This window comes from Pseudoalteromonas sp. ND6B (assembly GCF_000764215.1).
GTDB classification, from domain to species: Bacteria; Pseudomonadota; Gammaproteobacteria; order Enterobacterales; family Alteromonadaceae; genus Pseudoalteromonas; species Pseudoalteromonas tetraodonis.
The window spans coordinates 101,527-127,049 of record NZ_JQFL01000067.1 but is presented as its reverse complement, the minus strand read 5'-3'; the positions used below and the strand labels follow the sequence as shown (position 1 = coordinate 127,049).

Annotated in this window: 23 protein-coding genes and 1 pseudogene; 5 read left to right on the top strand and 19 right to left on the bottom strand. The window is 41.0% G+C overall.

All coding sequences use genetic code 11. The features are described from left to right. The first annotated feature begins 161 nt into the window (after nt 1–161). Nucleotides 162–917, top strand: a complete 756-nt coding sequence (locus ND6B_RS03645; protein WP_008465255.1) for a substrate-binding periplasmic protein — start codon at nt 162–164, stop codon at nt 915–917. Nucleotides 918–1,046: 129 nt separating this feature from the next. On the opposite strand, the gene ND6B_RS03650 is transcribed toward ND6B_RS03645, so the two are convergent. The 6 genes and pseudogenes from ND6B_RS03650 to ND6B_RS03675 form a co-directional block, all read right to left on the bottom strand. After that, a complete protein-coding gene (locus tag ND6B_RS03650; protein WP_008465505.1) occupies nt 1,047–1,538 on the bottom strand; it encodes a helix-turn-helix transcriptional regulator in 492 nt (163 codons plus the stop codon). Nucleotides 1,539–1,598: 60 nt separating this feature from the next. Continuing rightward, nucleotides 1,599–3,332, bottom strand: a complete 1,734-nt coding sequence (locus ND6B_RS03655; protein WP_008465503.1) for a DUF5666 domain-containing protein — start codon at nt 3,330–3,332, stop codon at nt 1,599–1,601. A 267-nt stretch (nt 3,333–3,599) separates the two neighbouring features. Then, nucleotides 3,600–4,294, bottom strand: a pseudogene (locus ND6B_RS19695) (aspartate/glutamate racemase family protein). A gap of 573 nt (nt 4,295–4,867) precedes the next feature. Then, nucleotides 4,868–7,498, bottom strand: a complete 2,631-nt coding sequence (metH, locus tag ND6B_RS03665) for a methionine synthase (protein WP_033104064.1) — start codon at nt 7,496–7,498, stop codon at nt 4,868–4,870. 10 nt (nt 7,499–7,508) lie between these two features. Beyond that, on the bottom strand, nt 7,509–8,579 hold the full coding sequence (locus ND6B_RS03670) for a homocysteine S-methyltransferase family protein (RefSeq protein WP_033104063.1): 1,071 nt from the start codon (nt 8,577–8,579) through the stop codon (nt 7,509–7,511). Continuing rightward, nucleotides 8,569–9,516 carry a homoserine O-succinyltransferase gene (locus tag ND6B_RS03675; RefSeq protein WP_008111930.1) on the bottom strand — a complete coding sequence of 316 codons (948 nt, stop codon included), beginning with the start codon at nt 9,514–9,516 and terminating at the stop codon, nt 8,569–8,571. The genes ND6B_RS03670 and ND6B_RS03675 overlap by 11 nt, the downstream gene beginning before the upstream one ends. A 225-nt stretch (nt 9,517–9,741) precedes the next feature. Here ND6B_RS03675 and ettA point away from each other — a divergent pair, with 225 nt between their 5' ends. The 4 genes from ettA to ND6B_RS03695 all read left to right on the top strand — a co-directional run bounded on the left by ettA (nt 9,742) and on the right by ND6B_RS03695 (nt 13,609). Continuing rightward, nucleotides 9,742–11,415, top strand: a complete 1,674-nt coding sequence (gene ettA / locus ND6B_RS03680) for an energy-dependent translational throttle protein EttA (RefSeq protein ID WP_008111928.1) — start codon at nt 9,742–9,744, stop codon at nt 11,413–11,415. A gap of 137 nt (nt 11,416–11,552) precedes the next feature. Next, a complete protein-coding gene (locus ND6B_RS03685; protein ID WP_008111924.1) occupies nt 11,553–11,915 on the top strand; it encodes a PilZ domain-containing protein in 363 nt (120 codons plus the stop codon). 57 nt (nt 11,916–11,972) lie between these two features. After that, nucleotides 11,973–12,881: a histone deacetylase family protein gene (locus ND6B_RS03690; RefSeq protein WP_033104062.1), complete on the top strand. Its 909-nt coding sequence runs from the start codon at nt 11,973–11,975 to the stop codon at nt 12,879–12,881. Between the two features lie 56 nt (nt 12,882–12,937). Next, on the top strand, nt 12,938–13,609 hold the full coding sequence (locus ND6B_RS03695; protein ID WP_033104061.1) for a hypothetical protein: 672 nt from the start codon (nt 12,938–12,940) through the stop codon (nt 13,607–13,609). Between the two features lie 95 nt (nt 13,610–13,704). On the opposite strand, the gene cyoE is transcribed toward ND6B_RS03695, so the two are convergent. The 13 genes from cyoE to ND6B_RS03760 form a co-directional block, all read right to left on the bottom strand. Then, complete coding sequence (gene cyoE, locus ND6B_RS03700) at nt 13,705–14,589, bottom strand: heme o synthase (protein WP_008111919.1); 885 nt, start codon at nt 14,587–14,589, stop codon at nt 13,705–13,707. A gap of 9 nt (nt 14,590–14,598) precedes the next feature. After that, a complete protein-coding gene (gene cyoD / locus ND6B_RS03705) occupies nt 14,599–14,955 on the bottom strand; it encodes a cytochrome o ubiquinol oxidase subunit IV (protein ID WP_033104060.1) in 357 nt (118 codons plus the stop codon). Next, entirely contained in the window at nt 14,955–15,587 is a 633-nt protein-coding gene (gene cyoC / locus ND6B_RS03710) for a cytochrome o ubiquinol oxidase subunit III (protein WP_008111916.1), read from the bottom strand. The genes cyoD and cyoC overlap by 1 nt, the downstream gene beginning before the upstream one ends. Continuing rightward, nucleotides 15,584–17,572, bottom strand: a complete 1,989-nt coding sequence (gene cyoB / locus ND6B_RS03715; protein ID WP_024601893.1) for a cytochrome o ubiquinol oxidase subunit I — start codon at nt 17,570–17,572, stop codon at nt 15,584–15,586. The genes cyoC and cyoB overlap by 4 nt, the downstream gene beginning before the upstream one ends. Before the next feature lie 2 nt (nt 17,573–17,574). Further along, nucleotides 17,575–18,528: a ubiquinol oxidase subunit II gene (gene cyoA / locus ND6B_RS03720; protein WP_013464352.1), complete on the bottom strand. Its 954-nt coding sequence runs from the start codon at nt 18,526–18,528 to the stop codon at nt 17,575–17,577. Nucleotides 18,529–18,854: 326 nt separating this feature from the next. Further along, nucleotides 18,855–19,283 carry a hypothetical protein gene (locus ND6B_RS03725; RefSeq protein ID WP_013464351.1) on the bottom strand — a complete coding sequence of 143 codons (429 nt, stop codon included), beginning with the start codon at nt 19,281–19,283 and terminating at the stop codon, nt 18,855–18,857. Between the two features lie 324 nt (nt 19,284–19,607). After that, nucleotides 19,608–19,820 carry a (Na+)-NQR maturation NqrM gene (gene nqrM / locus ND6B_RS03730; RefSeq protein ID WP_010391098.1) on the bottom strand — a complete coding sequence of 71 codons (213 nt, stop codon included), beginning with the start codon at nt 19,818–19,820 and terminating at the stop codon, nt 19,608–19,610. Nucleotides 19,821–19,917: 97 nt separating this feature from the next. After that, nucleotides 19,918–20,943, bottom strand: a complete 1,026-nt coding sequence (locus ND6B_RS03735) for an FAD:protein FMN transferase (RefSeq protein ID WP_033104059.1) — start codon at nt 20,941–20,943, stop codon at nt 19,918–19,920. A gap of 140 nt (nt 20,944–21,083) precedes the next feature. Then, on the bottom strand, nt 21,084–22,307 hold the full coding sequence (gene nqrF / locus ND6B_RS03740) for an NADH:ubiquinone reductase (Na(+)-transporting) subunit F (RefSeq protein ID WP_013464349.1): 1,224 nt from the start codon (nt 22,305–22,307) through the stop codon (nt 21,084–21,086). Nucleotides 22,308–22,324: 17 nt separating this feature from the next. Further along, nucleotides 22,325–22,933, bottom strand: a complete 609-nt coding sequence (gene nqrE / locus ND6B_RS03745) for an NADH:ubiquinone reductase (Na(+)-transporting) subunit E (RefSeq protein ID WP_006791490.1) — start codon at nt 22,931–22,933, stop codon at nt 22,325–22,327. 10 nt (nt 22,934–22,943) lie between these two features. Next, nucleotides 22,944–23,576, bottom strand: coding sequence for an NADH:ubiquinone reductase (Na(+)-transporting) subunit D (locus tag ND6B_RS03750; protein ID WP_006791491.1), 633 nt, complete (start codon nt 23,574–23,576; stop codon nt 22,944–22,946). Next, the gene (locus ND6B_RS03755; protein ID WP_024601889.1) at nt 23,576–24,325 is read right to left on the bottom strand and encodes a Na(+)-translocating NADH-quinone reductase subunit C; all 750 of its coding nucleotides are present in this window, start codon (nt 24,323–24,325) and stop codon (nt 23,576–23,578) included. Before ND6B_RS03755 ends, ND6B_RS03750 begins: the two co-directional genes overlap by 1 nt. Next, the gene (locus ND6B_RS03760; RefSeq protein ID WP_008111893.1) at nt 24,318–25,523 is read right to left on the bottom strand and encodes an NADH:ubiquinone reductase (Na(+)-transporting) subunit B; all 1,206 of its coding nucleotides are present in this window, start codon (nt 25,521–25,523) and stop codon (nt 24,318–24,320) included. The genes ND6B_RS03755 and ND6B_RS03760 overlap by 8 nt, the downstream gene beginning before the upstream one ends.

Here is a 25,523-nt window from a genome sequence, read left to right as displayed (position 1 = left end):
TGCTCAGTATTTTTTCATGATTGGAGCTAACTTATATTTGTATTTAATTTGATAAATCCAAACTATTTCCTAAACTCAAAATTAATCTCATACAAATAAGTTATCGTTTATTAAATTGTTTCTACAAAATTTACTAAGATAAAACCTCAAAGGTAATAAATATGAAAAGCATGAGCATCCCAGCGTTAATAATTAGCTTAATATTATCAGCTAATGTAATGGCTAAAACTGTCAGTATTCGGGCTGATAGCTGGTATCCAATGAATGGAGAACCTGACTCTGAAAAAGAAGGCTTTATGATTGATTTTGCCCGCGAGGTTTTCTCTGCTGCTGGGTATGATGTTGATTACAAAATCATGCCTTGGGAACGTGCCATTGTATCCACCCGAGAAGGTAGCTCTGATTGCGTTGTTGGTGCTTATACTGAAGATGCGCCTGACTTTAATTTCCCTGCTGAACAATGGGGAAAAGATATAACAGGTTACTTTATATTGAATTCCTCTTCATGGGTTTTCAATAACCTAGACTCTCTACTAACAGAAAAAGTTGGCGTAATTGAAGGTTATGCTTATGGCGAAGATTTAGATAAATTAATCGCATCAAGAAAGGATATTTTTAAATCAATTCCAGGGAATGACGCGCTAGAGAAAAACTTTAAAAAGTTAGCCGCAAATCGGATCGATGTCGTTATAGAATCAGTTTCCGTCGGAAAAGCTAAAATTAAGGATATGAACTTAGAAAGTAAAGTGAAGCTTGGAGGCCAAAATCCTTCCTCTGATTCAATTTACATAGCATGTTCACCGAATACCAAAGGTAAAGCGCTAACACAGATAGTAGATGAAGGCACAAAAGCAATGAGAGAATCAGGCAAGTTATCTCAAATAATGGAAAAGTATGGTTTAAGCGATTGGAAATAAAAAAGTTAAATAGGTGATTAACAATAAGCCTAGCATTGGGTAGTTGCTTTATTAATTTTTAAAATGGGTAAGGAGAGTGTTCAGAATTCTGAGCGCCCTCCCTCTGTCAAACTTAGCCCTTTTTATACCCTACAACAACATTTCAAAAAACAAGGCTGCTAGCTCATGCCTTCCTGTTACATCCGCTTTTTTATAAATAGCCGAAGATTGATTACTGATGGTTTTTTCAGATTTATCTCTAATGTTGGCAATCTCTGAAGTTGATAATCCTTTTACTAAAAATAGAGCAACTTCTTTTTCAGCTGCCGTTAGCCCCCACTTTTGAAACTGCTCTTCAATTTTACTAAAAAATGCAACTTTTGAGTCCTCTAGTTGCTGGTTAAGCAGCCTAATATTTTCTTTTGACGCTTTTAACTGCGCCAAATTGAGTTTTTCATTCGTAGTACGCTTATGGATATCAATCATTAAATAAACGAACAAAGCTAACGATACAACAATTAGCATTATTTCTTGAAAAATATGCTTAGGTTCTACATTGCTTGAAATATCGATTGATAAATCAATTAATTTAAAAATAATGATTAGAATCAATGTAAATGAAATCAACTTGTCTTTATGCATTTTCACCTAGCCATAAAAAAAGCCACAACAGCGTGGCCTTAATTATTGTTATACGTTCACTTACTTTAGTTCAGCTTCATCAGCAAGGATATATTTATTTTCAACCCATTGGCCTTCAACTTCAATTGCGGCCCCCACGGTTAAGGCACTCATAAACGTTGCTAAATTAACATCTTGGTCATTCACTTCAAGCTCTGCATTTTCAGATAATTGCACTTCATAGCCGTTTAACATAAAGCTATTTGCTGTTAAAAGTTCAGTAACCGTACCTTCTAATTCAACATAGCCAACTTTGTTATCATCACCGCCATTATCGTCATCTCCAGCGTCCCCACCGTCGTCGTCTCCATCGTCGCTTTTATTCTCAAGCTCAACTTTACCAAGCACAAATACGTTATTGATATCATATAGGCCTTCAACATCAACTCTATCGCCAACGACAAGCTGCTCTATAAACGTTGTTAGAGAAACCAATACATCATTTATGATATATTTTGCATTGGCATCTAACACAATTTCAGCTCCATTAACCGTTATTGTATTGTTTGAAATTGCAGTGATCTGCCCCTTCATTTCCCATTCTTGCTGGTATTCGTCTTGGTCTTCTTTTTCGATTTTTAACACACTTAATAACGGTGACGTTTGTAGATAAGCAATCTCAACATAATCATTAATATTTAAGGTGTCGAAACTAAAGTATTGCTCGTCGTCATCTTCAAAACGACTAAATTCGTTGAATACGTATAACACGCCATTAACGGTAATCGTTTTGTTATCACGGTCTATGCTTTCAATAACGCCTTTTACTTTGCCGTCTGATGAGTAAGATGATTGTTTTGATTCAACTTTAATGATCTGACTATTATCAATATAAAGCTCAACAAACATCCCCACCGTTAAGTTATTGAGTGCAACACCTTCAACCTCAACATTATTTGCATAGTCAAATACTTGGCCGTTAACCCCTATAGAGGTCGCACTAATTTGAGTAATTAGTCCCTCTATTTCATAGCGTAATACGCTATCGTCATCAACATCGAGCGACTCTTTAACCGTTCTCGCATCAACCTCATTGGCAACCATCACGCCATCAACTAAATTACCTTCAACTTTTACATAGCTGTTATTTGCCAATACCCCATCAATTTCAGCTAGCCGATAATCAATCACCACATCATTAATAGTAAATTGTAATGCGGTCTCATCTAAATTAGATACGATCCCAGCAGTATATTCATAATCGTCGTTGTCTGTATCGGTGTCTAATTCAATGTATGACGCTAAAAAAGTACCATCCGCTTGCGGATAGCCGCTTATTTCAACTCGCTGCCCGACACTTATTAGCGCTTCTGAGGTATCAATAAAATGCGTTAAATCGTTATAAAATATAACGGTATTCGCAATCGTTATTTGGCTATTATTTCGGTCAATACTCTGAATTACCCCCTCCACCTCAGTATCGTATTCAACGTCTTGAGCAACCCATTCACCAGAGTCATTTTCTTGCGCTGAAAAGCTAATTTTCATGCCCACACTCAGTGCGTTTAATTGAGTGTTTAGGCCATTTTTTTTAATATTGCTGGTGTCGGTATTATATTTAATGCCATCAACATAAATACTCCCAAATCCGGTGATCATACCTTGCGTTACAACAAGCTTAGGAGAAATTGAAACGGGAGGGGTTATCGGGTTAACAACAATAGAGTCTGGCTGCTCACTTTGATTAGAGCCACCGCAAGCGGTCAATATGGTCAATGCGCTTAAAGTGAATATATGTTTATTCATTTTTTTCATACTAATAATCCTAGGGGTTAAGGTTAATTGGATATACTTCAAAAGATTATTGACCTATTTATAGCGTTGGTAAATAGGTGATTTCACCTAGCTTAGTCAACTTGCTGTTTTTACTAAAATTAACAATTTATATAATTGAACTATTAATTTAAACCTTGGTGCATATCAATTTATATGCAAAACAGTGGCTGCGTTTAAAACTATTTATTAAAACGCCATACACAAAAAAACCGCCAATTGGCGGTTTTAAGTTAGGCTTAATACAATTTATTTAGCGAGAGCCAATTTCACTGCCGCCTCTGCGTGTAGTTTGGTGGTATCGTAAAGCGGAACCTGCGTATGTTGTGGCTTTACCAACAAGGCTATTTCAGTACAGCCTAAAATAACGGCCTGCGCGCCTTGTGCAAATAAGCGCTCTATAATGCGTATATAATCAGCTCGCGAATCTTCATCAATAACCCCTTGGCATAACTGCGAATAAATAACCTCGTGCACTCGCTTTCGCTCAATAGGCTCAGGTATTAATACCTCAATGTTATGCTTATCGATTAAACGCTCTTTGTAAAAGTTTTGCTCCATTGTAAATTGCGTTCCCAACAACCCTACTCGCGTAATGTTATCGTGCTTTAGTTGCTCGGCGGTGGCATCGGCAATATGCAAAATAGGAATGGTAATATTACTGGCAATCTCATCGGCCACTTTATGCATAGTGTTGGTACAAATAAGTAAAAAGTCAGCACCACCAGCCTCTACCGATTTAGCTGCCTTGGTAAGTAACTTAGCTGTTTGTTGCCAATCGCCCTGATGCTGTAGCGCTTCAATTTCCGCAAAATCGACGCTCACCATACAATTTTAGCACTATGCAGTCCACCCAACGAGTTTTTAACGCCTTCGTTTAAAGCTTTGTAATAGCTGGCTGTTGACTCCCAACTCATGCCTCCGAGCATGCCAATCGTTTTCATAAAATTGCCTTGTTTAAAAGTGGTTAAGAGCAAGCCAATTGCTACACAGCTATGCGACAAAACAATAAGCTAAAATACCTGTAAAGTCTTATATAGCGAGCCCTCTGACTCATTATGCTTAATTCTGTCTTACTGTTTTGCTAACTATCAGATGTTGACTTAACAACGAATTTTTCGAATACACAATTTAGTGGGAAATAAATTACCAAATAAATAGCTAGGAAAAGTAAAAACTCCATATAAAAAGGTAGATCTTTTAGGTTTATTATTGAATCAGTTAAATAGCGGCTAACAAACGATGTAATGAATGCAGATAAAAATATAATGACTAAGTTTGAAGTTTTTTTATTCATGTAAATCCTTTTAAAAAAGCTAATAGCTTAACATTACCCATTATCTTAGTTAGTGCCCCCTAAAACGGGAATTTATATATTGATTAATAATTCCACTAAATAAACTCTTTGTAAACAACCTAGTTCTTAAAATAAAAAACGAGCCTACCTTGGCTCGTTTTTGTTTTAACTGATAGCTGACCGCTAAAAACTGACCGCTTCGCTATTTAACCACTTCGCTTTACTCCGGCTCATACCCCAAGTTAGGCGATAACCATCTTTCGGCTTCTGCGAGCGTCATATTTGTTCGCTTAGCGTAGTCTTCAACCTGATCCTTCTGTATTGCAGCAACGGCGTAGTATTTCGCTTGTGGGTGTGAAAAGTACCAGCCCGACACCGCAGCACCTGGCCACATGGCGTATGAGCTGGTGAGCTGCATGCCAATGCGTTTTTCGGTATCGAGTAACTGCCAAATTTTCTTTTTCTCGGTGTGCTCTGGGCACGCTGGGTAACCAGGCGCTGGGCGAATACCTTGGTAGTTTTCGCGAATGAGTTCATCGTTAGGCAGGTTTTCATCCGGTGCATATCCCCAATACTCTTTACGCACTTGTTCGTGCAGGTATTCGGCAAAGGCTTCGGCGAGCCTGTCGGCAACAGCTTTTACCATTATTTTATTATAGTCATCTTGCTGTGCGTCGAACGCATTGGCTAGGTCGTCTTCTTCTAAGCCACCTGTTACCGCAAACGCACCAAAGTAATCAGGCGTGCCTTTTGGCGCAATGTAATCGGCTAAACAGTAATTAGCAAAGTCGGTTTTTTCGGTTTGCTGGCGCAAATGACATGAGGTAGTTAATAGCTCTTTGCGCGTTTCGTCGGTGTAAATTTCTATATCATCGCCCACACGGTTAGCTGGGAATAAACCAATAACACCTAATGGCTGTAAACTGCCTGACTTTTCAAGTTCATCGAGCATGTCGTTGGCGTCTTTAAACAAGCTTTGTGCTTGTTCGCCCACTACTTCGTCGGTCATTATGCGCGGATATTTACCGGCGATTGACCAGGTCATAAAGTACGGCGTCCAGTCTATGTATTTGCGTAAAGTCGCGATTGATACATTTTTAAACTCAGTCACGCCCAGCTTTTTAGGCACGGGTGGCGTGTAGTTATCCCAATCAAGCTGTGCTGCATTATCACGGGCGCGCTGTATGGTAACCGGTTTTGAGCGCGGCTTTTTGCGTGCTTGTTGTTCGCGTACTTTGTCGTATTCGGCGGTGGTTTTAGCTAAAAACTCTGCTTTATGCTCTTTTGATAATAAATTAGACACCACACCCACGGCGCGGCTGGCGTTATTTACATACACCACGCCTTTGTCGTACTGCGGCTCTATTTTAACTGCGGTATGCGCTTTTGAGGTGGTTGCCCCGCCAATCATTAGCGGCAGCTCAAAGCCACGACGCTTCATTTCTTTGGCAACATGTACCATTTCATCAAGCGATGGGGTAATTAAGCCCGAAAGGCCTATAATATCGGCTTTTTCGTCAATTGCTGTTTGCAGTATTTTTTCGGCAGGTACCATTACGCCTAAGTCGATTACTTCGTAGTTATTACATTGTAGTACTACGCCTACAATGTTTTTACCTATGTCGTGCACGTCGCCTTTTACGGTGGCCATAACAATTTTACCGTTGGTCGCGCCCTCTTCTTTTTCGGCTTCAATGAATGGGTCAAGGTAGGCGACCGCGCGTTTCATTACACGGGCCGACTTAACCACTTGGGGTAAAAACATTTTACCCGCGCCAAATAAATCCCCAACCACGTTCATGCCGTCCATGAGTGGCCCTTCAATGACGTGAATAGGTTTATCTGCGCCAGCACGGCACTCTTCTGTGTCTTCATCTATAAAAGTGGTAATGCCTTTAACTAGAGCGTGTTCTAGGCGTTTTTCAACAGGCCATGTTCGCCACTCTAAATCTTCTACGCGTTCAGCTTGTGCCATGCCCGAATATTTAGGCGCAAGCTCTACTAAACGCTCACCGGCACCTGGGTCGGTGTTAAGTATTACATCAGTAACTGCTTTACGAAGTTCCTCGGGGATGTCGTCGTAAACCGCAAGCTGCCCTGCGTTTACTATGCCCATATCCATACCCGCTTTTATCGCATGGTATAAAAATACCGAGTGAATCGCTTCACGTACTGGGTTATTACCTCTAAACGAGAACGATACGTTTGACACCCCACCCGAGACTTTACAGTGCGGTAAATTTTGCTTAATACGGCGGGTGCCTTCAATAAATTCTACGGCGTAGTTGTCGTGCTCTTCTATACCGGTGGCAACGGCAAATATGTTGGGGTCGAATATAATGTCTTCTGGCGGGAAGCCAATTTCGTCGACCAAAATACGGTAGCTGCGCTCACAAATTTCAAACTTACGATCGGCGGTATCGGCTTGACCTTCGGTATCAAACGCCATCACAACAGCGGCGGCGCCAAAGCGTTTTATAATTTTAGCTTGGCGAATAAACGGCTCTTCACCCTCTTTAAGTGAAATGGAGTTAACAATGGCCTTGCCTTGAATACACTTTAAGCCTGCTTCTATAACTTCCCACTTTGAGGAGTCGACCATTATAGGTACTTTAGAAATATCAGGCTCTGAGGCAATTAAGTTTAAAAACTTCACCATGGCCGCTTTTGAGTCCAGCATGGCTTCGTCCATGTTGATATCAATAACCTGTGCGCCATTTTCTACTTGTTCGCGGGCCACATTAAGGGCGGTCTCGTAGTCTTCTTCCATGATCAAACGTTTAAACATGGCCGAGCCAGTTACGTTAGTACGCTCGCCGACATTGGTAAATACTGCAATTTGTTGGGTCATTGGCGGCTCCTTAATTTAAGTTACAGGCTTCTAGGCCTGACAGACGCATACGCACTTCAAGCTCTGGTAATTTTCGTGGTGCTGCGCCTTCAAGCCCTTTGGCAAAGGCACGAATGTGCGCAGGCGTAGTGCCGCAGCAACCGCCAACAATATTAATAAAGCCCGATTTACCCCAATCTATGATCTCTTTTGCCATGTCGTCTGCTTCTAGGTCATATTCACCAAACTCATTGGGTAAGCCCGCATTAGGGTGAACAGAGACAAAGGTTTCGCACACGCGCGATAGCTCTTCAACGTATTGGCGCAGTAAATCTGGCCCAAGAGCGCAATTTAAGCCAATTGAAAGCGGCTTAATATGGCGAATAGAGTTATAAAATGCTTCGGTGGTTTGCCCTGAAAGCGTGCGGCCTGAGGCGTCGGTGATAGTGCCTGATATCATCACTGGTAATGTACGCCCTGCTTGTTCAAACGCCTCTTCTACTGCGAATGAGGCGGCTTTTGCATTTAGGGTGTCAAATATGGTTTCTATAAGTATTAAATCAGCGCCGCCTTCCATTAATGCAAGAGTAGACTCCACATACGCAGTCACTAACTTATCAAAGGTGATATTACGATAGCCAGGGTCGTTTACATCCGGCGATAACGAACAGGTTTTAGATGTTGGCCCTAACACACCCGCTACATAGCGCGGTTTTTCTGGGGTTTTAGCGCTAAATTCATCACATACAGCACGGGCTAACTTAGCTGACTCTAAATTAACTTCACGGCTTATACTCGCCATGTCGTAATCTTCCATCGAAATGGTGGTCGAGTTAAAGGTGTTGGTTTCGATAATATCGGCACCGGCGGCTAAAAAGCTGCGGTGTATATCAGTAATAATTTCAGGCTTGGTTAGGCTTAATAAATCGTTATTACCTTTAATGAGCACATGCCAATCTTTAAAACGTTCACCACGGTAGTCTTGCTCTTCAAGCTTATGCGCTTGGATCATGGTTCCCATTGCACCATCTAAAATTAAAATGCGCTGTTTGAGCGCAGCGCTCAGCTGTTCATGCTTATTGTTTTGAGGATTATTCGGCATAGTTGTTAGTCCTTACGTCTTGGCTAACTAAGTTAATATCATAGGGTGTGGTTTGGTAAACGTAATAATTTAACCAGTTTGAAAACAGTAAAAACGCGTGGCTTTGCCATGTTTTAGACGGTTGTTTGCTGGCATCGTCATCAGGAAAATAGTTTTCAGGCTTTGGCGCATCGGGGCTTTTTTGTAAATCGCGCTCATATTCGGCTTTTAAACTGTCGGCATCGTATTCGGGGTGGCCGGTAATAAACACTTGGCTGCCCGATTTATTTTTAAGTAAATACGCCCCTACTCGTTCAGAGCCCGCTAATACCACCAGCTCTTCACAGGCGTTTATTTTATTAATATCTATGTGGCCATAGCGTGAGTGGGGTACTAAAAAGGTATCGTCAAAGCCGCGGGTAAGTGCACCATGGGCAAAGTAGCATTGGTGGGTAAACACCCCGCAGAGTTTATTGTCTTTTAAATCGCGCTTTAAATTATAACGGTGGTATAAAGCCGCGTGGGCAGCCCAGCACGAAAACAAGGTAGAAGTTACATGTTGCTCGGCCCAATCAATAATTACTTTGAGCTCTTCCCAATACGCTACTTCTTCATACTCTAAATGCGCGAGCGGTGCACCGGTAATTAACAGTGCATCGTAGTTGTTGTTTTTTACTTCTGAGAAGTAACGATAAAAAGTATCTAAGTGTTGCTCTGAGTTGCTACTACTGCGGTGCGTATCTAGGCGCAATAGCTCAACATTTACTTGCAGCGGAGAGTTAGCCAACAAGCGAATAAACTGTACTTCGGTTTCTACTTTATTAGGCATCAGATTAAGAATAGCCAAACGCATAGGGCGTATTTCTTGGGTTTTTGCACGCGTTTTTGGCATTACAAACACGTTTTCATGACGTAAACGTGCAATAGCTGGCAATTCGTCTTCTACTGTAATTGGCATTCTTAAAGCTCCTGCTCATAAAAACCGAGAGTTAATACGCTCTCATTATGAACAGAATGCCAAAAATATCAACCTCTAGATGTATAGATGTCTAAATGAAATTTATTCACGCGGTTTGTATAAATTGAATATGTACTTTAAAACAGTGCCATTCGTTGACTGTTTCACCTGTGAGCCACTACAATACAGCATTGAAATTTTTATTATTATTTGAAGGCTCCTTCCATGGTTTTACCTGATAAGTTTATATTCTCGATGAGTCGAGTATCTAAGGTTGTGCCACCAAAACGCACTATCTTAAAAGATATTTCGTTGCATTTTTTCCCAGGCGCAAAAATTGGTGTGTTAGGTTTAAATGGTTCTGGTAAATCATCACTACTTCGCATTATGGCGGGTGTTGATGAAGAGTTTGAAGGTGAAGCTCGCCCTCAACCAGGCACTAAAATTGGTTACTTACCGCAAGAGCCTGTTTTGGACGAAAGTAAAACAGTTCGTGAAATTGTTGAAGAAGCTGTAGGTGAAGTAAAACATGCCCTTAACCGCCTTGACGAAGTGTATAACGAATACGCAATGGAAGGCGCTGACTTTGACGCACTGGCTAAAGAGCAAGGTGAATTAGAAGCGGTTATTCAAGCGCACGATGGTCATAATATCGATAACGTATTAGAGCGTGCTGCCGATGCACTTCGTTTACCTGAGTGGGATGCTAAAATTGAGCACCTATCGGGTGGTGAGCGCCGTCGTGTTGCTATTTGTCGTTTGTTACTTGAAAAGCCAGATATGCTGATTCTCGATGAACCAACTAACCACTTAGATGCTGAGTCGGTTGCCTGGCTAGAGCGCTTCTTACATGACTACGAAGGCACTGTTGTGGCAGTAACGCATGACCGTTACTTCCTTGATAATGTAGCAGGTTGGATTTTAGAGCTTGACCGTGGTGAAGGTATTCCGTGGGAAGGTAACTATTCTTCTTGGCTTGAGCAAAAAGATGCCCGCTTACAACAAGAGCAAAAATCTGAAAAAGCACGTCAAAAGTCGATTGCACAAGAACTTGAGTGGGTGCGTTCAAACCCTAAAGGTCGTCAAGCTAAGTCAAAAGCACGTATGGCGCAGTTTAGCGAGCTACAACAGTCTGATTACCAAAAACGTAACGAAACCAACGAATTGTTTATTCCACCTGGGCCACGTTTAGGTGACCAAGTATTAGAAGTAAACAACTTACGTAAAAGCTTTGGCGACCGTGTTTTAATTGATGATTTAAGCTTTAGCATGCCTAAGGGCGCTATTGTGGGTATTATTGGTGCCAATGGTGCAGGTAAATCAACGCTATTCAAAATGTTAAGCGGTGAAGAGCAGCCAGATAGCGGCAATATTAGCATTGGTGAAACAGTAGAACTGGCAACTGTTGATCAGTTCCGTGGCAACATGGACGAAAGCAAAACGGTATTCCAAGAAATCTCTGACGGCCAAGATGTACTAAAAATTGGTAACTTTGAGTTCCCAAGCCGTGCTTACGTTAGCCGTTTTAACTTTAAAGGTAACGATCAGCAAAAGTTTGTTAAAGACTTATCTGGCGGTGAGCGCAACCGCTTACACCTAGCTAAGCTGTTAAAAGCAGGCGGCAACGTGGTGCTTCTGGATGAGCCAACTAATGACTTGGACGTTGAAACATTACGTGCTCTTGAGAATGCTATTTTAGAATTCCCAGGTTGTGTAATGTGTATCTCGCATGACCGTTGGTTCCTTGACCGTATTGCTACACACATTTTAGATTACCGCGACGAAGGCCAAATTAACTTCTTTGATGGTAACTACACTGAATACGAAGAGTGGCTTAAAAAGACTCTTGGCGCAGAAGCTGCACAGCCTAAGCGCATAAAGTATAAAAAAATTGGCTAACAGCCACAGTGAATAAGTTAAAAGCCCTGCATTTAATGCGGGGCTTTTTTATGCGAGCTATTTTTATCTTTAAGCAAATTGGCGTGTTGGGCATTACCAGCTATGCTTATTATAAATAACAGCTTTATAAGATTATTATGCAAAACCGTCGGCAATTTTCTCGTATTATGTTCTCTACTGCAGCGCAATTAGTTATGGCTAGCAGCCAGTATGAATGCACTCTATTAGATATCTCTTTACATGGTGCGCTTATTACTAAAAGCGATGCATTTACTGGGAACAAAAATGACGAAGCAGTACTACGTTTTACTTTGCCACAAAGCGATATTGAAATAAAAATGCCGGTGGTTATTCGTCACATAGAAGAAAACCATATTGGTCTTAAATGCCATAGTATTGATATAGACAGTATCACGCATTTAAAGCGTTTAGTTGAGCTAAACCTTGCTGATGAAACATTATTACACCGCGAGCTTGAAACGCTTATTCACCAAACATAAATAGACGCACTGCGTGAAGTTTATTACCATAATCAAAAATAATTAAACGACGCAGATATGAGTTTAAACCCCAATCTACCTTTAGTTTATCATCCTAACTACTCGTTTAGTTTTGATCCCAAGCATCGCTTTGTAATGAGTAAGTTTGCTCAGCTACACCAGCATGTTAAAACCCTTGGACTTGCTGGCAGTAATATCACAGAACCACCACATGGTAGTGTAGAAGAGCTAGAAATAGTACATTGTGAAAACTACATTCACGATTTATGGCATAACCGCCTAGATGAAAAAGCCATGCGCCGTATTGGCTTGCCTTGGTCACAAGCACTAATGAACCGCACATTTACCGCTCCGTTGGGAACACTGCAAACCGCGCGTTTAGCACTTGAAAATGGACTTGCGTGCCACTTAGCAGGCGGCACTCATCATGCCCACAGTGATTTTGGATCGGGTTTTTGTATGGTTAACGATTTAGCTTTTACCGCACAAACGTTAATTCAAAACCGGGAAGTTACCAACGTACTGATTTTTGATTTAGATGTTCACCAAGGCGATGGCACCGCAGCTATGCTGGCTCATCAACCATATGCGTTTACCTGTTCAATACACTGTGAAAAAAACTTCCCATTTAGAAAGTCCCCTAGCGATTTAGATATTGGTTTAGCTAATAATATGCAAGACGCTGAATATTTAGGTATTGTTGACGATACGCTGCAATTTTTATTAAACGAGCTTAACCCGGATCTTGTTTTATACGATGCTGGCGTTGATATTTGGCAAGAGGATGGCTTAGGCAAACTGGATATTAGTTGGCAAGGGATAGAAAAGCGCGATCACTTAGTGCTTAAACGCTGCCTTGCAAATAATACTCCTGTTGCCACTGTGATTGGTGGAGGCTATGACAGAGATCATCAGCGCCTAGCAAAGCGCCATGGCATTGTTATAGAACAAGCGGCCAGTTTTTAAATAAAAAATACATAAACTAAGCTACACTTTAAGCTTATAAATTAATTGAGGTTATTATGCGGTTATTCACTTTTATATTATTGTTTATCTGTTTAGTTTTACCGATAAGCGCTCTGGCTGAAGACCCACCTGAGCTTCCGCCATTAGATCCCAAATATGAAGCAGAGCATGCCATGGTACTGGTTAACCATGGTTCAAGTGTGTACGCCATTAATATTCCAAGCTATGAGCTTCCTTATAATATGCACGTTATGTACAAAGTGGATGTATCGGATATTCCGTTTTTAGATCTAGTACGTGATGCTGAGTTAATCACAGTAAAACCAAAGCCATTTAATATTCAACGCTTAATGCGAGGCGAAGAAGTCGCGATTACCGGCGATGTATACCTTGGTGATTACAAGCAAGGGGGTAGCTTAGTTTACAGTGATAAACTGATAGAGCTCAGCGAGCAAATGTTTACGCGTGAGCTAACCGATTTAAATCCAACCTCAAAATGGCAGCAGTACGATATGGTTACGCTAAAAAACAATAACCGTATTTATATTCATCAAATAACCCAACCGCCCAGCTTTCATCATATTATGTTTGTTGATTTAAATGGCGCCTGTTTACAAAAGTTTCGTACCTCAACCGAAGTGCCTTCTGCTGGTGAGCTCAATTATAAATTTATAAATTGTGGCACATTGAAACCGATGTTTTATGATGCGGAGAGCTTAAGTAAATAGCTAAGCTTTGTTTTAGGAATGAAAAAAGGCTCCTCGCAATGCTCAGAGCCTTTGGTTAACTTTGGGAATTAACTCGGTTCATTGATCGTTTAAGATCAGTTTAGCGCCACTAACTGTGGCGCAATTGTTTGATAATCTACAGCCATGGCAATACTCAAAGCGGTAATATTAATAATAGAAAACGCAAACACTTGGCGTGCCCAACGGGTGGTGTCTATGTTGTAGCGATACCCTCTAAGTGCCATGAGTAACCACCAAAAACTGGTAATACAGGCAACGGCCATAAAGGCAGCACCGGTATAACCACTAATTGGCAATAGCATCACCACTAAAGCATATACCGCAATATAAAGCACAATATGGCGCTTAGCTTTGTTAACACCTTGCGCCACGGGCAATACTGGAATATTAGCGGCTTGGTAATCTTTAAAGCGAAAAATAGCAATCGCATATGAGTGCGGCATTTGCCACAAACTAAACATCACCAACAGTATTAATGCACCCATATCGAACACACCCGTAACGGCGCAATAGCCAACAACAGGTGGAACTGCGCCCGACAGACTACCAATAAAGGTGCCGTAAACAGAGTTGCGTTTCATGTAGAGGCTGTACACCCCTACATAAATGACATAGCCAAAGGCGGCAAAAAATACCGCCGCTTGAGTGGTAAAGGCGATTAATAAGCCAAAGCCAATTAGCCCTAATAACACGCCATGGCTTAAAGCGGCTTTTGCAGACATTTCGCCCGTTACAGTTACACGTGAGCGAGTACGTGCCATAGCAACATCAATGTCTCTATCAATAACATTGTTTATGGCACATCCCGATGCAACAACAAGCGATAAACCAACCAAGGTAACCAACATTAACCATGGGTCTATATCACCGCGGGCGGCAAGTAAAAAACCACCGGCAACGCTGATCAAATTCCCCATAATAATACCTGGCTTAGTAACAGCTAAATAACGACGAAACATCTGAAACCTCTAATACATCATCATTGCGTTTGATTCATAAATGATCCAAACAGACAGTCCAACCACCATGACGATGATCAACGCGCTAAACAAGAAGGTAAAGGTATTCGCTTTGCCTTCATCGGTGGTGAAATTAAGGTGTAAAAAGTATTTTAAGTGCACCCAAATTTGCACGATTGCAAAAGTAACGATACTCCAAAGCGTGGTGACTTTTGAAAAATCGCCCTCCATCACCATCCAAAATGGAATGGCCGTTAAAATCACTGACAAAACAAAACCAATAAGATAGGTTTTAACACTGCCGTGTGACTGATCATGATGTTGGCTTTGCATTTGCACTAAAGCATGCGTTTCGCTATGGCTCATTACATTGCTCCCATTAAATAAACAACAGTAAATACACAAATCCACACAATATCTAAAAAGTGCCAAAATAAGCTTAAGCAACTTAGGCGCGTGACGGTTTGTTTACCTAAACCGCGCTTGATCACTTCTATCATCATTATGCTCATCCAAATAAGGCCTGCAGTTACATGTAAACCATGCAAACCTACTAATGAGAAAAACGATGTTAAAAAAGCACTTTGCTGTGGGCCATTGCCATGAACAATTAAATGATGAAATTCATAAATTTCCATGCCAATAAACACCGCGCCTAAACAAAAAGTAACCGCGAGCCAACCAAGCGTCAGCGCCTTTTTTTGCCCTTGAGCGGCAATCATGGCAAAACCAAAAGTGATACTACTAATAAGTAGCGCCGCAGTTTCTACAGCAACAAAATCAAGCTCAAAAATATCTTTGCCCGATACACCACCTGCGGTGTTCATATAAAGCACTGCGTAGGTTGCAAAAAACGAGGCAAATAAAAGGCAATCGGTCATTAAATAAAGCCAAAAGCCAAAGATTGTATCGCCAGAGGTATCGTGATGTTCATGCGTATGACTTACGCTATGAGGCTCTAAATTTACATGGCCTTGAGTTGCAGATAACGTACTCATGCGCTTACCTCCTTAGTATTACTGGCAATATGCGCGCCTTCAATTTGTAATATTTCGTCGTTTTGCACGTAGTAATCAACATCGCTGGTGTAAGCGCGGTTAATAAATAGCGCAATTGCACCAATAAAACCAAGCCCTGCTAACCACCAAATATGCCAGATCATGGCAAAACAAAACGCCGTTAAACTCGCAGCAATAAGCACACCCGATGCGGTATTTTTTGGCATATGAATTGGGCTATAGCTAGATTTACCTTGATAAGCTAGGCCTTTTTCTTTCATGTCAGTCCATGTATCAATATCATCAACATGCGGGATTTCAGCAAAGTTATAATATTGTGGTGGTGATGACGTTGACCATTCAAGGGTATGACCGTTCCAAGGATCGCCGGTGGTATCATCAAGCGCTTCGCGGTTTTTAAAGCTCACATAAAGCTGAATAACTTGGCAAATAATACCGAACATAATAATCACGGCGCCCACTGCAGCAATGTAAAGCCAGATATTCCAATCAGGATTATTAGAGTGATTTAAGCGACGAGTCATGCCTAAAAAGCCGAGTACGTACAATGGCATAAAGGCTACAAAGAAACCGATTAACCAACACCAAAATGATGCTTTACCCCAACGTTCATCAAGCTTAAAGCCCATTGCTTTGGGGAACCAAAAAACAAAACCAGCTAAGTAGCCAAATACTGCGCCACCAATAATGGTGTTATGAAAATGAGCGATTAAGAATAAGCTGTTATGCAATACATAATCGGCACCAGGGATTGCTAGTAATACCCCCGTCATACCACCAATACTGAAGGTAACCATAAAACCAAGCGTCCACAGTACGGGCACAGTAATGCGCAAGCGACCACGGTAAATAGTAAACAACCAACTAAATAACTTAACCCCAGTAGGGACAGCAATGACCATGGTCATTACCCCAAAGAAGGCATTTACATTGGCACTTGAACCCATAGTAAAGAAGTGGTGTAACCATACAATAAAGCCAAGAATAGAAATGGCACCGCTGGCATATACCATCGATTTATAACCAAATAAACGTTTACCAGTGAAAGTCGACACTATTTCAGAGAAGATACCAAAAGCTGGTAATACTAAAATGTATACCTCTGGGTGACCCCATGCCCAAAACAGGTTGATATACATCATGGCGTTTCCGCCGGCTTCATTAGTGAAGAAGTGGAAATCTAAATAACGGTCTAGCGTTAGCATGGCGAGCACTGCGGTTAAAATTGGAAATGATGCCGCAATTAAGATATTTGCCCACGTACATGCCCATGTGAAAATTGGCATTTTCATCAGAGTCATACCAGGGGCACGCATTTTAAATACAGTCACTAGAAAGTTAACAGCGGTTAATAGCGTACCGAGCCCCGATATTTGCAAGGCCCAAATATAATAATCGACCCCCACCCCAGGGCTAAAGGTCAACTCCGACAACGGTGGGTAAGCAACCCAGCCTGTTTTAGCAAATTCACCAAATATAAGTGATAAATTTATTAAAATGGCGCCACTAGCGGTAAACCAAAAACTTAAATTATTTAAAAATGGAAAAGCCACATCACGGGCACCAATTTGCAGTGGTACAACAATATTCATTAAACCAATCATAAATGGCATCGCCATAAAGATGATCATAATAACGCCATGAGCGGTGAATATTTGGTCGTAATGCTCTGGCGGCAGATAGCCTGGCGCGCCACTGGTAGCAAGCGCTAACTGCGCACGCATCATAATGGCATCAGAAAAACCACGAAACAGCATGATTAGTGCTAATAAAATGTACATAACGCCTAAGCGTTTATGATCAACCGAGGTGATCCAGTCACGCCAAAGCACACCCCATTTTTTATATTTTGTTATTAGCCCAGCTATAATAAGCCCGACAACAGCAATCACCGCCATGGTAACCATGATAATAGGTTCATGAAACGGAATTGCATCTATAGATAATTTACCTAAAAACGACATGATTATTCCTCGCCCTGGCTGTGTGATGATGGCATTGAATGATTACCCATTGCTTGATGCTCATTACTCATCTGCTGATGTTTACCCATGACATGATGTTTTTTATTCATATCGCCATGCGCCTGCATGTATTTCATCACTATGGTATGAAATAAACCGTCATCAACCTTGCCATAGTAAGCGACTGGGTTGTTCTCACTTGCTTTTGCAAGCTCAACATAATTGGCATGAGTAAGGTTATTAGCGTTAGTTTTTACCTGTTCAACCCACTGGTTGAAGTCAGCTTTTGTTGGCGTTGCGATGGCATTAAATTTCATACCAGTAAAACCCGCACCACTGTAATTAGCCGAAAAGCCTTTAAACGTGCCTGGCTCATTAGCAATTAAATGCAGCTTAGTTTCCATGCCCGCCATTGAGTAGATTTGACTACCTAACTGAGGGATGAAAAACGAGTTCATGGTGCTTTCTGACGTGATTTTGTATTCAACCGGAACATTGGCTGGAAATACCAATTCATTCACCGTGGCAATACCTTGTTCAGGGTAAATAAATAACCATTTCCAATTAAGTGACACCACTTCAACAGTAAGATGTTCACCTTTACCTTCTATCGGTTTATAGGGGTCAAGCTCTTGAGTTGACTGCCAGGTGATCACACCTAAAATAACAACAATAACAATAGGAACCGCCCATACAACAGCCTCAATCTTATTAGAGTGAGCCCATTTTGGTGCGTAAATTTCATGGTTTTGTGTGTCTCTGTATTTCCAAGCAAAATATAAAGTCATCACAATAACGGGGATCACAACTAACAACATAAGCACAGTGGCGATGATGATCAGATTTTTCTCATCAATACCTATCTGCCCTTTTGGGTCGAGTACCCCGCCATTACAGCCTGATAAGATCAGCGCCATACTAGCTAAAGCAATATTAAAAAGGTTACGAATTAACAAGGGACTATCCTAAAACCTAAAGAGTTTTTATTAGCTGCCAAAAATATTTAGCAACGATATTTGATAAAAATCCAAGTTAATTAAGATTGAATTACAATAATGCAGAGCGAATGCAAGCATGAAGTATTGACCACTGGCTTAATAAAACCACCTAGCAGAACCAACCCAGCTTTTTTAAACACATTAATATAACGCAATAAAAATTAACTTGGGTGAGGTATGGTTGGCTGAGAGTGTGTAAAAACACTAAGCTACAATGAAAGTAATCGTTATTTACAGCAAGAATAAATAATTAGATACCACAGGTGTAACCTATACCCATAAAATTAATGGGTAAACAGACAACCTGTAAAGCTAGGTGGAGCACGACAACCATGCGCAGCTTGCACTGGTTGCTGAACTTTAGCCTCGCTAAAAGCAAAGGCTGCTTTACGGAGGATTATCCCAGCACGACGCGCTGGAAACATGTGGAACAATAGCCAACAAAGGCCAATAAGTAACTGACACGATAAGATGGGATGAGCTAAAAATTCGGCAATTGTCAGTAATAATGGCTCTATAAAAAAGCCATCACTGACCAATGCTTCAAGCCTAAAGGCATCCTCAATAGCGCCACTAAGCAACATAACGACATTAAAAACTAATAATGTTACAGCCACACTCACGCCCTTTTTCGCTTTTTTAAAGCGCTCATGCAACACTGACTTACCTAAGGTAAGCAAAGCGCTGGTATGAAACAAAGAAAGTGAGTTCAAAAACATTAACCTATTAAAATGACTAATAACAAAATTCGGTGTACACCGTGGCAACAAAAAAGGTTGCAGCCGTAAAGCCTTATACAGTGACATGAAATACAGTCTCAACGCATTAGCACTATTTTGCCAAGCTAGTTTTGATCCGCATCAATAGAACTTTCAAAACTTACTGAAAGTTCGGGCATGAGTATAACAAAGAGAATTTTCTGTTCAAGATAAAAACACGATTATTTTATCGGCTGGTGATTTATTTATGCCGATATAAATAAAAAACCTCCCGTAGTGAGCTACGAGAGGTTTTTTGTTTAAACAGGGATACCCTATTTAAAGAATTTGGTTTTCTTTCCATACTTGCTCTTTGGCTAGACGCTTTTTGCGTTTATCACATGGATCATCGCAATCACATGCTTTATCAATACCTACAGAGCCTAGGCCTCCGCAGCTACTCGCCATCGATTTTCTTTGTACTATCATGCCTATCGCCATTGCAGCGACAATTAAAATAAGTAAGCCAAAGGTTAGAAAAAAAAGTGACATTGCTTAGCCCCTATTGTTCAGCAATAAAATGAGCCCAAACATCATATCTGAGCTCATTGCATTATATACCCTCATGATAAGGATATAAACCTAAAGACTATAAATAAGGCTTAAACGCAGGGCTTGAATAGGTGACTAACCCCTGTGCCGATTTCGCAATTAAATACACAGGTAAATCATGCTGCTGCGCATAACGTTGTGCCTTTTCCATGCCCATTACCGTTAAAGCAGTCGCTAAACCGTCCGCCGTCATTGCACTTGGGTGCAAAACTGTGACAGAGACTAAGTCGTGCTTAATCGGCATACCTGTCATCGGATCAATGAGATGCGTATAAGTTTCGCCATCCATAGTATAAAATATTCTATAATCGCCTGAGGTGGCAATGCCATTATTACCCGGTGTTAATACGCGGTGTACTTTGCGCTCGCCCGGATTTGCATCAGGTTGTTCGATTGCTATTCGCCATGCTTGATTGTCTGGTTTTGTACCAGCAATACGCAGTTCTCCACCAATTTCAACCATGTAATCTGTAATGCCTTTACTTTGTAATAGCTCAGCAACTTTATCAATACCATAGCCTTTTGCGGTAGCCGAAAACGACAGCTCTAAATCAGCAACTGTTTTAGCTAACCCTTGCTCATTAAGGACTAGCTTATCTATACCAATGTTACTGACCATATTTGCCAGTGCTTCATCCGTTGGGCGCTTTGTTGGTTTTTTATCAGGACCAAATCCCCATAAATCGATTAGCGGTCCCATAGTCACATCGAGTGTTTTAGTTGAATCACCAATTCGTATAGATTCTGCAATAACCGCTCTAAAATCATCACTGATTGGCATTACTTGATTAGCATCTAAACGATTAAAGGTGTTTATTTCTGACTCTTCAATATAGGTCGACATAGACTGGTTAATATCAACTAAAACCGCATCTATTTCTGCTTGAACTGCTTGAGGATCCACTTGATCAGCGTAAAACTTGATGTGGTAAGTTGTCCCCATCGTTTTACCTTCAAGGTAAGCTTCTTCGTTGTGTTGTGAATTGCCACAACCGGTAATAAGTAACGTGGATATGATTAAAAATAAGGCTGCCACGCCTTTAACTGTACTTAATCGATTCATAATAGCCTACTTATAAAGGTTAAATAGAGTATCAACTAAAATCAGCGGTAAAGCCAAACTCAATCAGTTGATATAAAAAAGCCTCATAACACTTAGTGCTATGAGGCTGGTATTTTAACTAAATTTATTTAGTTTGGGTATTAGCCACCGAAATCATCTAATAAGATGTTTTCTTCTTCTACGCCTAAATCTTTAAGCATAGAGATAACTGCCGCATTCATCATTGGAGGACCACACATGTAGAACTCACAATCTTCAGGCGCTTCGTGGTCTTTAAGATAGTTCTCAAATAACACGTTGTGGATAAAGCCAGTGTAGCCTTCCCAGTTATCTTCTGGTTGCGGATCTGAAAGCGCTGTATGCCAAACGAAGTTATCGTTTTGCTCAGCTAGGCCGTCAAAATCTTCAACATAAAACATTTCACGCTTAGAACGTGCACCATACCAGAAACTAATTTTACGCTTAGAGTTTAAACGCTTAAGTTGGTCAAAGATATGTGAACGCATTGGTGCCATACCTGCACCACCACCTACGAATACCATTTCAGCGTCTGTGTCTTTAGCGAAGAACTCACCAAATGGACCAGAAATAGTTACTTTATCACCTTCTTTCAGTGACCAAATGTACGATGACATTTTACCACATGGTAGGCTTAGGTTTCTTGGCGGCGGCGTAGCGATACGCACGTTAAGCATAATAATGCCTTCTTCTTCTGGGTAGTTAGCCATTGAGTAAGCACGAATTGTTTCTTCGTCTACTTTTGACTCCAGGTCGAAGAAACCAAAATGGTTCCAATCGCCACGATACTCTTCAGGAATATCGAAATCAGCGTATTTAACATGGTGAGCTGGCGCTTCGATTTGGATGTAACCACCCGCACGGAACGGCACTGACTCGCCATCTGGAATTTGTAGCTTAAGTTCTTTGATGAACGTTGCTTTGTTATCGTTAGAGATAACTTCACAATCCCATTTTTTAACACCGAAAATTGACTCTTCAAGTTCAATTTCCATGTCATTTTTAACATTAACCTGACACGCTAAACGACAACCTTCACGTGCTTCACCTTTAGAGATGTGGTCAAGTTCAGTTGGCAGAATATCACCGCCACCTTCTTTAATGTGAACGCGACACTGACCACAAGAGCCACCGCCACCACATGCAGAAGATACGAAAATACCTGACTCAGATAGTGCACCTAATAGCTTACTACCTGCTGATGTTTTAATGGCTTTGTCTGGATCGCCATTAATACCGATGATGATGTCACCGCTTGCAACTAGCTTAGATTTAGCACCAATGATGATTAAAACTAGTATTACAACGATAGCGATAAAAACACCAACGCCTAAGAAAATATCCATGATTGACCTCGCTATTATTACAGTGAAATACCAGAGAATGACATAAAGCCAAGACCCATCAAGCCAACAGTGATAAAGGTAATACCTAGACCACGTAAACCATCTGGTACGTCTGAATACTTCATTTTCTCACGGATACCTGCAAGTAATGTAATTGCAAGCGCCCAACCCACACCAGCGCCAATACCATAAACAACAGACTCGCCGAAGTTATAGTTACGCTCAACCATGAAGGCTACCGCACCAAAAATTGCACAGTTAACTGTGATTAGTGGTAGGAAAATACCTAATGCGTTGTACAGTGGTGGGAAGAACTTATCTAATGCCATTTCAAGAATTTGCACCAGTGCAGCAATAACACCAATGAAAGTTAAGAAACGTAAAAAGCTAAGATCCGCTTCTGGGTAACCAAGCCACTCAAGTGAACCTGGTGCTAATACCGCATGGTAAACCAAGTTATTAACCGGTACTGAAATACCTAATACAACAATAACCGCTACCCCTAGGCCAATTGATGTAGTTACTTTTTTAGACACGGCTAAGAAAGTACACATACCTAGGAAGAATGCTAACGCTAAGTTTTCAATAAAAACGGCTTTTACAAATAAACTAATATAATGTTCCACTTATCGCCCCTTACGCTTTAGCTTCTACTTGGTCTTTCTTATAAGTACGAAGTACCCAAATGAATAAACCAATAATGAAGAATGCACTCGGTGGTAAGATCAATAGACCCATAGGTTGGTACCAACCACCATTTTGTACTAATGGAATAATATCAACACCGAACAGTGAACCTTTACCGAATAACTCACGAATAAAGCCAACAGTAAGAAGCACAACAGAGTAACCTAAGCCATTACCAATACCATCAAGGAAAGACATTAATGGCGGCGACTTCATTGCATAAGCTTCAGCACGACCCATTACGATACAGTTAGTAATGATTAGACCAACGAATACTGATAACTCTTTTGCCGTAGCGTAAGAGAAAGCTTGTAGTACTTGGTCAACCACGATTACCAATGATGCAATAATCGTCATCTGTACAATGATACGTACTGATGATGGAATATGGTTACGAATAGTCGAGATAAAAAGGCTAGAGAATGCAGTTACCAAGGTCAATGCAATTGACATGATTAATGCATTTTTTAAGCTAGACGTTACCGCTAGCGCAGAACAAATACCAAGTACTTGTAATGCGATTGGGTTGTTAGCGAAAACTGGACCGAATAGGACCGCCTTCATTTCTTTAGTATCAGCCATTAGTTCAATGCTCCTTTACGTACTTTCGCAAGGAAAGGGCCAAAGCCATTTTCGCCAGTCCAAAAGTCAACTGCATGGTCAACACCATTAGACGTTAATGTAGCACCTGAAAGACCGTCGATCTTGTGCTCATCACCGGCTGCAGTCCCTTTAACGATTTGGATTGGTAACTCTTTACCTTCCCACGTTGCAGTCCACTGTGGGTTTTGAATTTCACCACCTAAACCAGGTGTTTCGTTATGTTTGTAGAAAATAATGTCTTTAATAGTTTCGCCATCGCTTTCAAGCGAGATAAAACCGTACATTAAACCCCATAAACCATAACCCTGAATAGGAAGGATGATTGCATCAGTAGAGCCATCGTCTTTTTTAGAGATGTAAACAGGCGCACGCTTGGTAATACGTTGAATACCGGCGATGTCCTTAATACCATTCTCTTTAAGAGACTTGCTTAAATCAGCATCATATTTGCTTTTTTCAAAGTCGAAATCTTCTACCGGCTCAGCAAACTCACCACTTTGCATATCAACAAAGCGGGTTTCGATTTTAGCTTCAAACGTTTCTGCAACGTTATCAACTTTGCCAATACCAGCAGCAGCTAAGATATTACTTTGAATATCTTTTGCTTTATTTGCTTTTTGCAGAGGGCGAAGTTGCACAGACGTTAGCGACACAATAACTGCACACACTAAACATAATGAGACAACAACAGCTAGCGTTTTGCCAATTGATTCGTTATTACTAGACATTACGTGCCAACCTCCGCTTGATATTAGCTTGCACTACAAAGTGATCGAATAAAGGTGCAAACAAGTTAGCAAATAAGATTGCTAGCATGATGCCCTCTGGGTATGCAGGGTTAACAACACGGATCATGATAACCATAAAGCCAATAAGCGCACCGTATGCTAATTTACCTTTATCAGTAAATGCAGCAGATACAGGGTCAGTTGCCATAAAGAACATACCGAATGCAAAACCACCTAATACCATATGCCAGTACCAAGGCATAGCAAACATAGCATTGGTTTCAGAACCAATAGTATTTAGTATTGATGAGGTTACTACCATACCTAGGAATACACCTAGCACGATACGCCAAGACGCGATGCGCACGTAAATTAGGAATAAACCACCAATAAGTACAGCTAGTGTAGACGTTTCACCCATAGAACCTTGAATGAATCCGTAAAACGCATTCCACCAAAGCTCAATATCAGTCGCGTAATTTAACGTACCAGCAAACGCTTGACCAAGCATCGTCGCGCCAGAGAATGAATCTACGGCAGTCCATACTGTGTCACCTGAAATTTGTGCAGGGTATGCGAAGAATAAAAACGCACGACCAGCAAGCGCAGGGTTTAAGAAGTTACGACCTGTACCACCAAATATTTCTTTTGCGATAACTACACCAAAAGTAATACCTAGCGCAACTTGCCATAAAGGAATCGTTGCAGGCAGGATTAATGCAAATAATACAGAGGTTACGAAGAAACCTTCATTTACTTCATGCTTACGCACAGAAGCAAACAATACTTCCCAAAAACCACCGACAATAAAGGTTGTTGCATAAATAGGTAGGAAGAAACATGCTCCGTAGAACATTTTTGCGCCCCAACCAGCATCAACGGTTAACTCACCGCCTAATAACTGGAATAAACCTACTTGCCAAATGTTAGCTAGTTCAAAACCATTACCAAGCGCGATTGCCGCTTGATGACCAATATTGAACATACCAAAGAACATGGCAGGGAACGTCGCCATCCACACTAAAATCATCATGCGTTTTAGGTCGATGTTATCACGAACGTGAGTTGAACCTTTGTTTACGTAACCTGGCGTGTAAAAAATAGTCGCAGCGGCTTCATACAGCGCGTACCATTTCTCATGCTTACCACCTGGTTCAAAATGCGGTTCGATATCTTCTAAGAAAGTTTTTAAGCCCAT

Bases quoted from the DNA above. Each gene is read 5' to 3' on its own strand.
- ND6B_RS03645 (WP_008465255.1), top strand. From the start codon at position 162: ATGAAAAGCATGAGCATCCCAGCGTTAATAATTAGCTTAATATTATCA.
- ND6B_RS03650 (WP_008465505.1), bottom strand. From the start codon at position 1,538: ATGCATAAAGACAAGTTGATTTCATTTACATTGATTCTAATCATTATT.
- ND6B_RS03655 (WP_008465503.1), bottom strand. From the start codon at position 3,332: ATGAAAAAAATGAATAAACATATATTCACTTTAAGCGCATTGACCATA.
- metH (WP_033104064.1), bottom strand. From the start codon at position 7,498: ATGACCCAACAAATTGCAGTATTTACCAATGTCGGCGAGCGTACTAAC.
- ND6B_RS03670 (WP_033104063.1), bottom strand. From the start codon at position 8,579: ATGCCGAATAATCCTCAAAACAATAAGCATGAACAGCTGAGCGCTGCG.
- ND6B_RS03675 (WP_008111930.1), bottom strand. From the start codon at position 9,516: ATGCCAATTACAGTAGAAGACGAATTGCCAGCTATTGCACGTTTACGT.
- ettA (WP_008111928.1), top strand. From the start codon at position 9,742: ATGGTTTTACCTGATAAGTTTATATTCTCGATGAGTCGAGTATCTAAG.
- ND6B_RS03685 (WP_008111924.1), top strand. From the start codon at position 11,553: ATGCAAAACCGTCGGCAATTTTCTCGTATTATGTTCTCTACTGCAGCG.
- ND6B_RS03690 (WP_033104062.1), top strand. From the start codon at position 11,973: ATGAGTTTAAACCCCAATCTACCTTTAGTTTATCATCCTAACTACTCG.
- ND6B_RS03695 (WP_033104061.1), top strand. From the start codon at position 12,938: ATGCGGTTATTCACTTTTATATTATTGTTTATCTGTTTAGTTTTACCG.
- cyoE (WP_008111919.1), bottom strand. From the start codon at position 14,589: ATGTTTCGTCGTTATTTAGCTGTTACTAAGCCAGGTATTATTATGGGG.
- cyoD (WP_033104060.1), bottom strand. From the start codon at position 14,955: ATGAGCCATAGCGAAACGCATGCTTTAGTGCAAATGCAAAGCCAACAT.
- cyoC (WP_008111916.1), bottom strand. From the start codon at position 15,587: ATGAGTACGTTATCTGCAACTCAAGGCCATGTAAATTTAGAGCCTCAT.
- cyoB (WP_024601893.1), bottom strand. From the start codon at position 17,572: ATGTCGTTTTTAGGTAAATTATCTATAGATGCAATTCCGTTTCATGAA.
- nqrM (WP_010391098.1), bottom strand. From the start codon at position 19,820: ATGTCACTTTTTTTTCTAACCTTTGGCTTACTTATTTTAATTGTCGCT.
- ND6B_RS03735 (WP_033104059.1), bottom strand. From the start codon at position 20,943: ATGAATCGATTAAGTACAGTTAAAGGCGTGGCAGCCTTATTTTTAATC.
- nqrF (WP_013464349.1), bottom strand. From the start codon at position 22,307: ATGGATATTTTCTTAGGCGTTGGTGTTTTTATCGCTATCGTTGTAATA.
- ND6B_RS03750 (WP_006791491.1), bottom strand. From the start codon at position 23,576: ATGGCTGATACTAAAGAAATGAAGGCGGTCCTATTCGGTCCAGTTTTC.
- ND6B_RS03755 (WP_024601889.1), bottom strand. From the start codon at position 24,325: ATGTCTAGTAATAACGAATCAATTGGCAAAACGCTAGCTGTTGTTGTC.
- ND6B_RS03760 (WP_008111893.1), bottom strand. From the start codon at position 25,523: ATGGGCTTAAAAACTTTCTTAGAAGATATCGAACCGCATTTTGAACCA.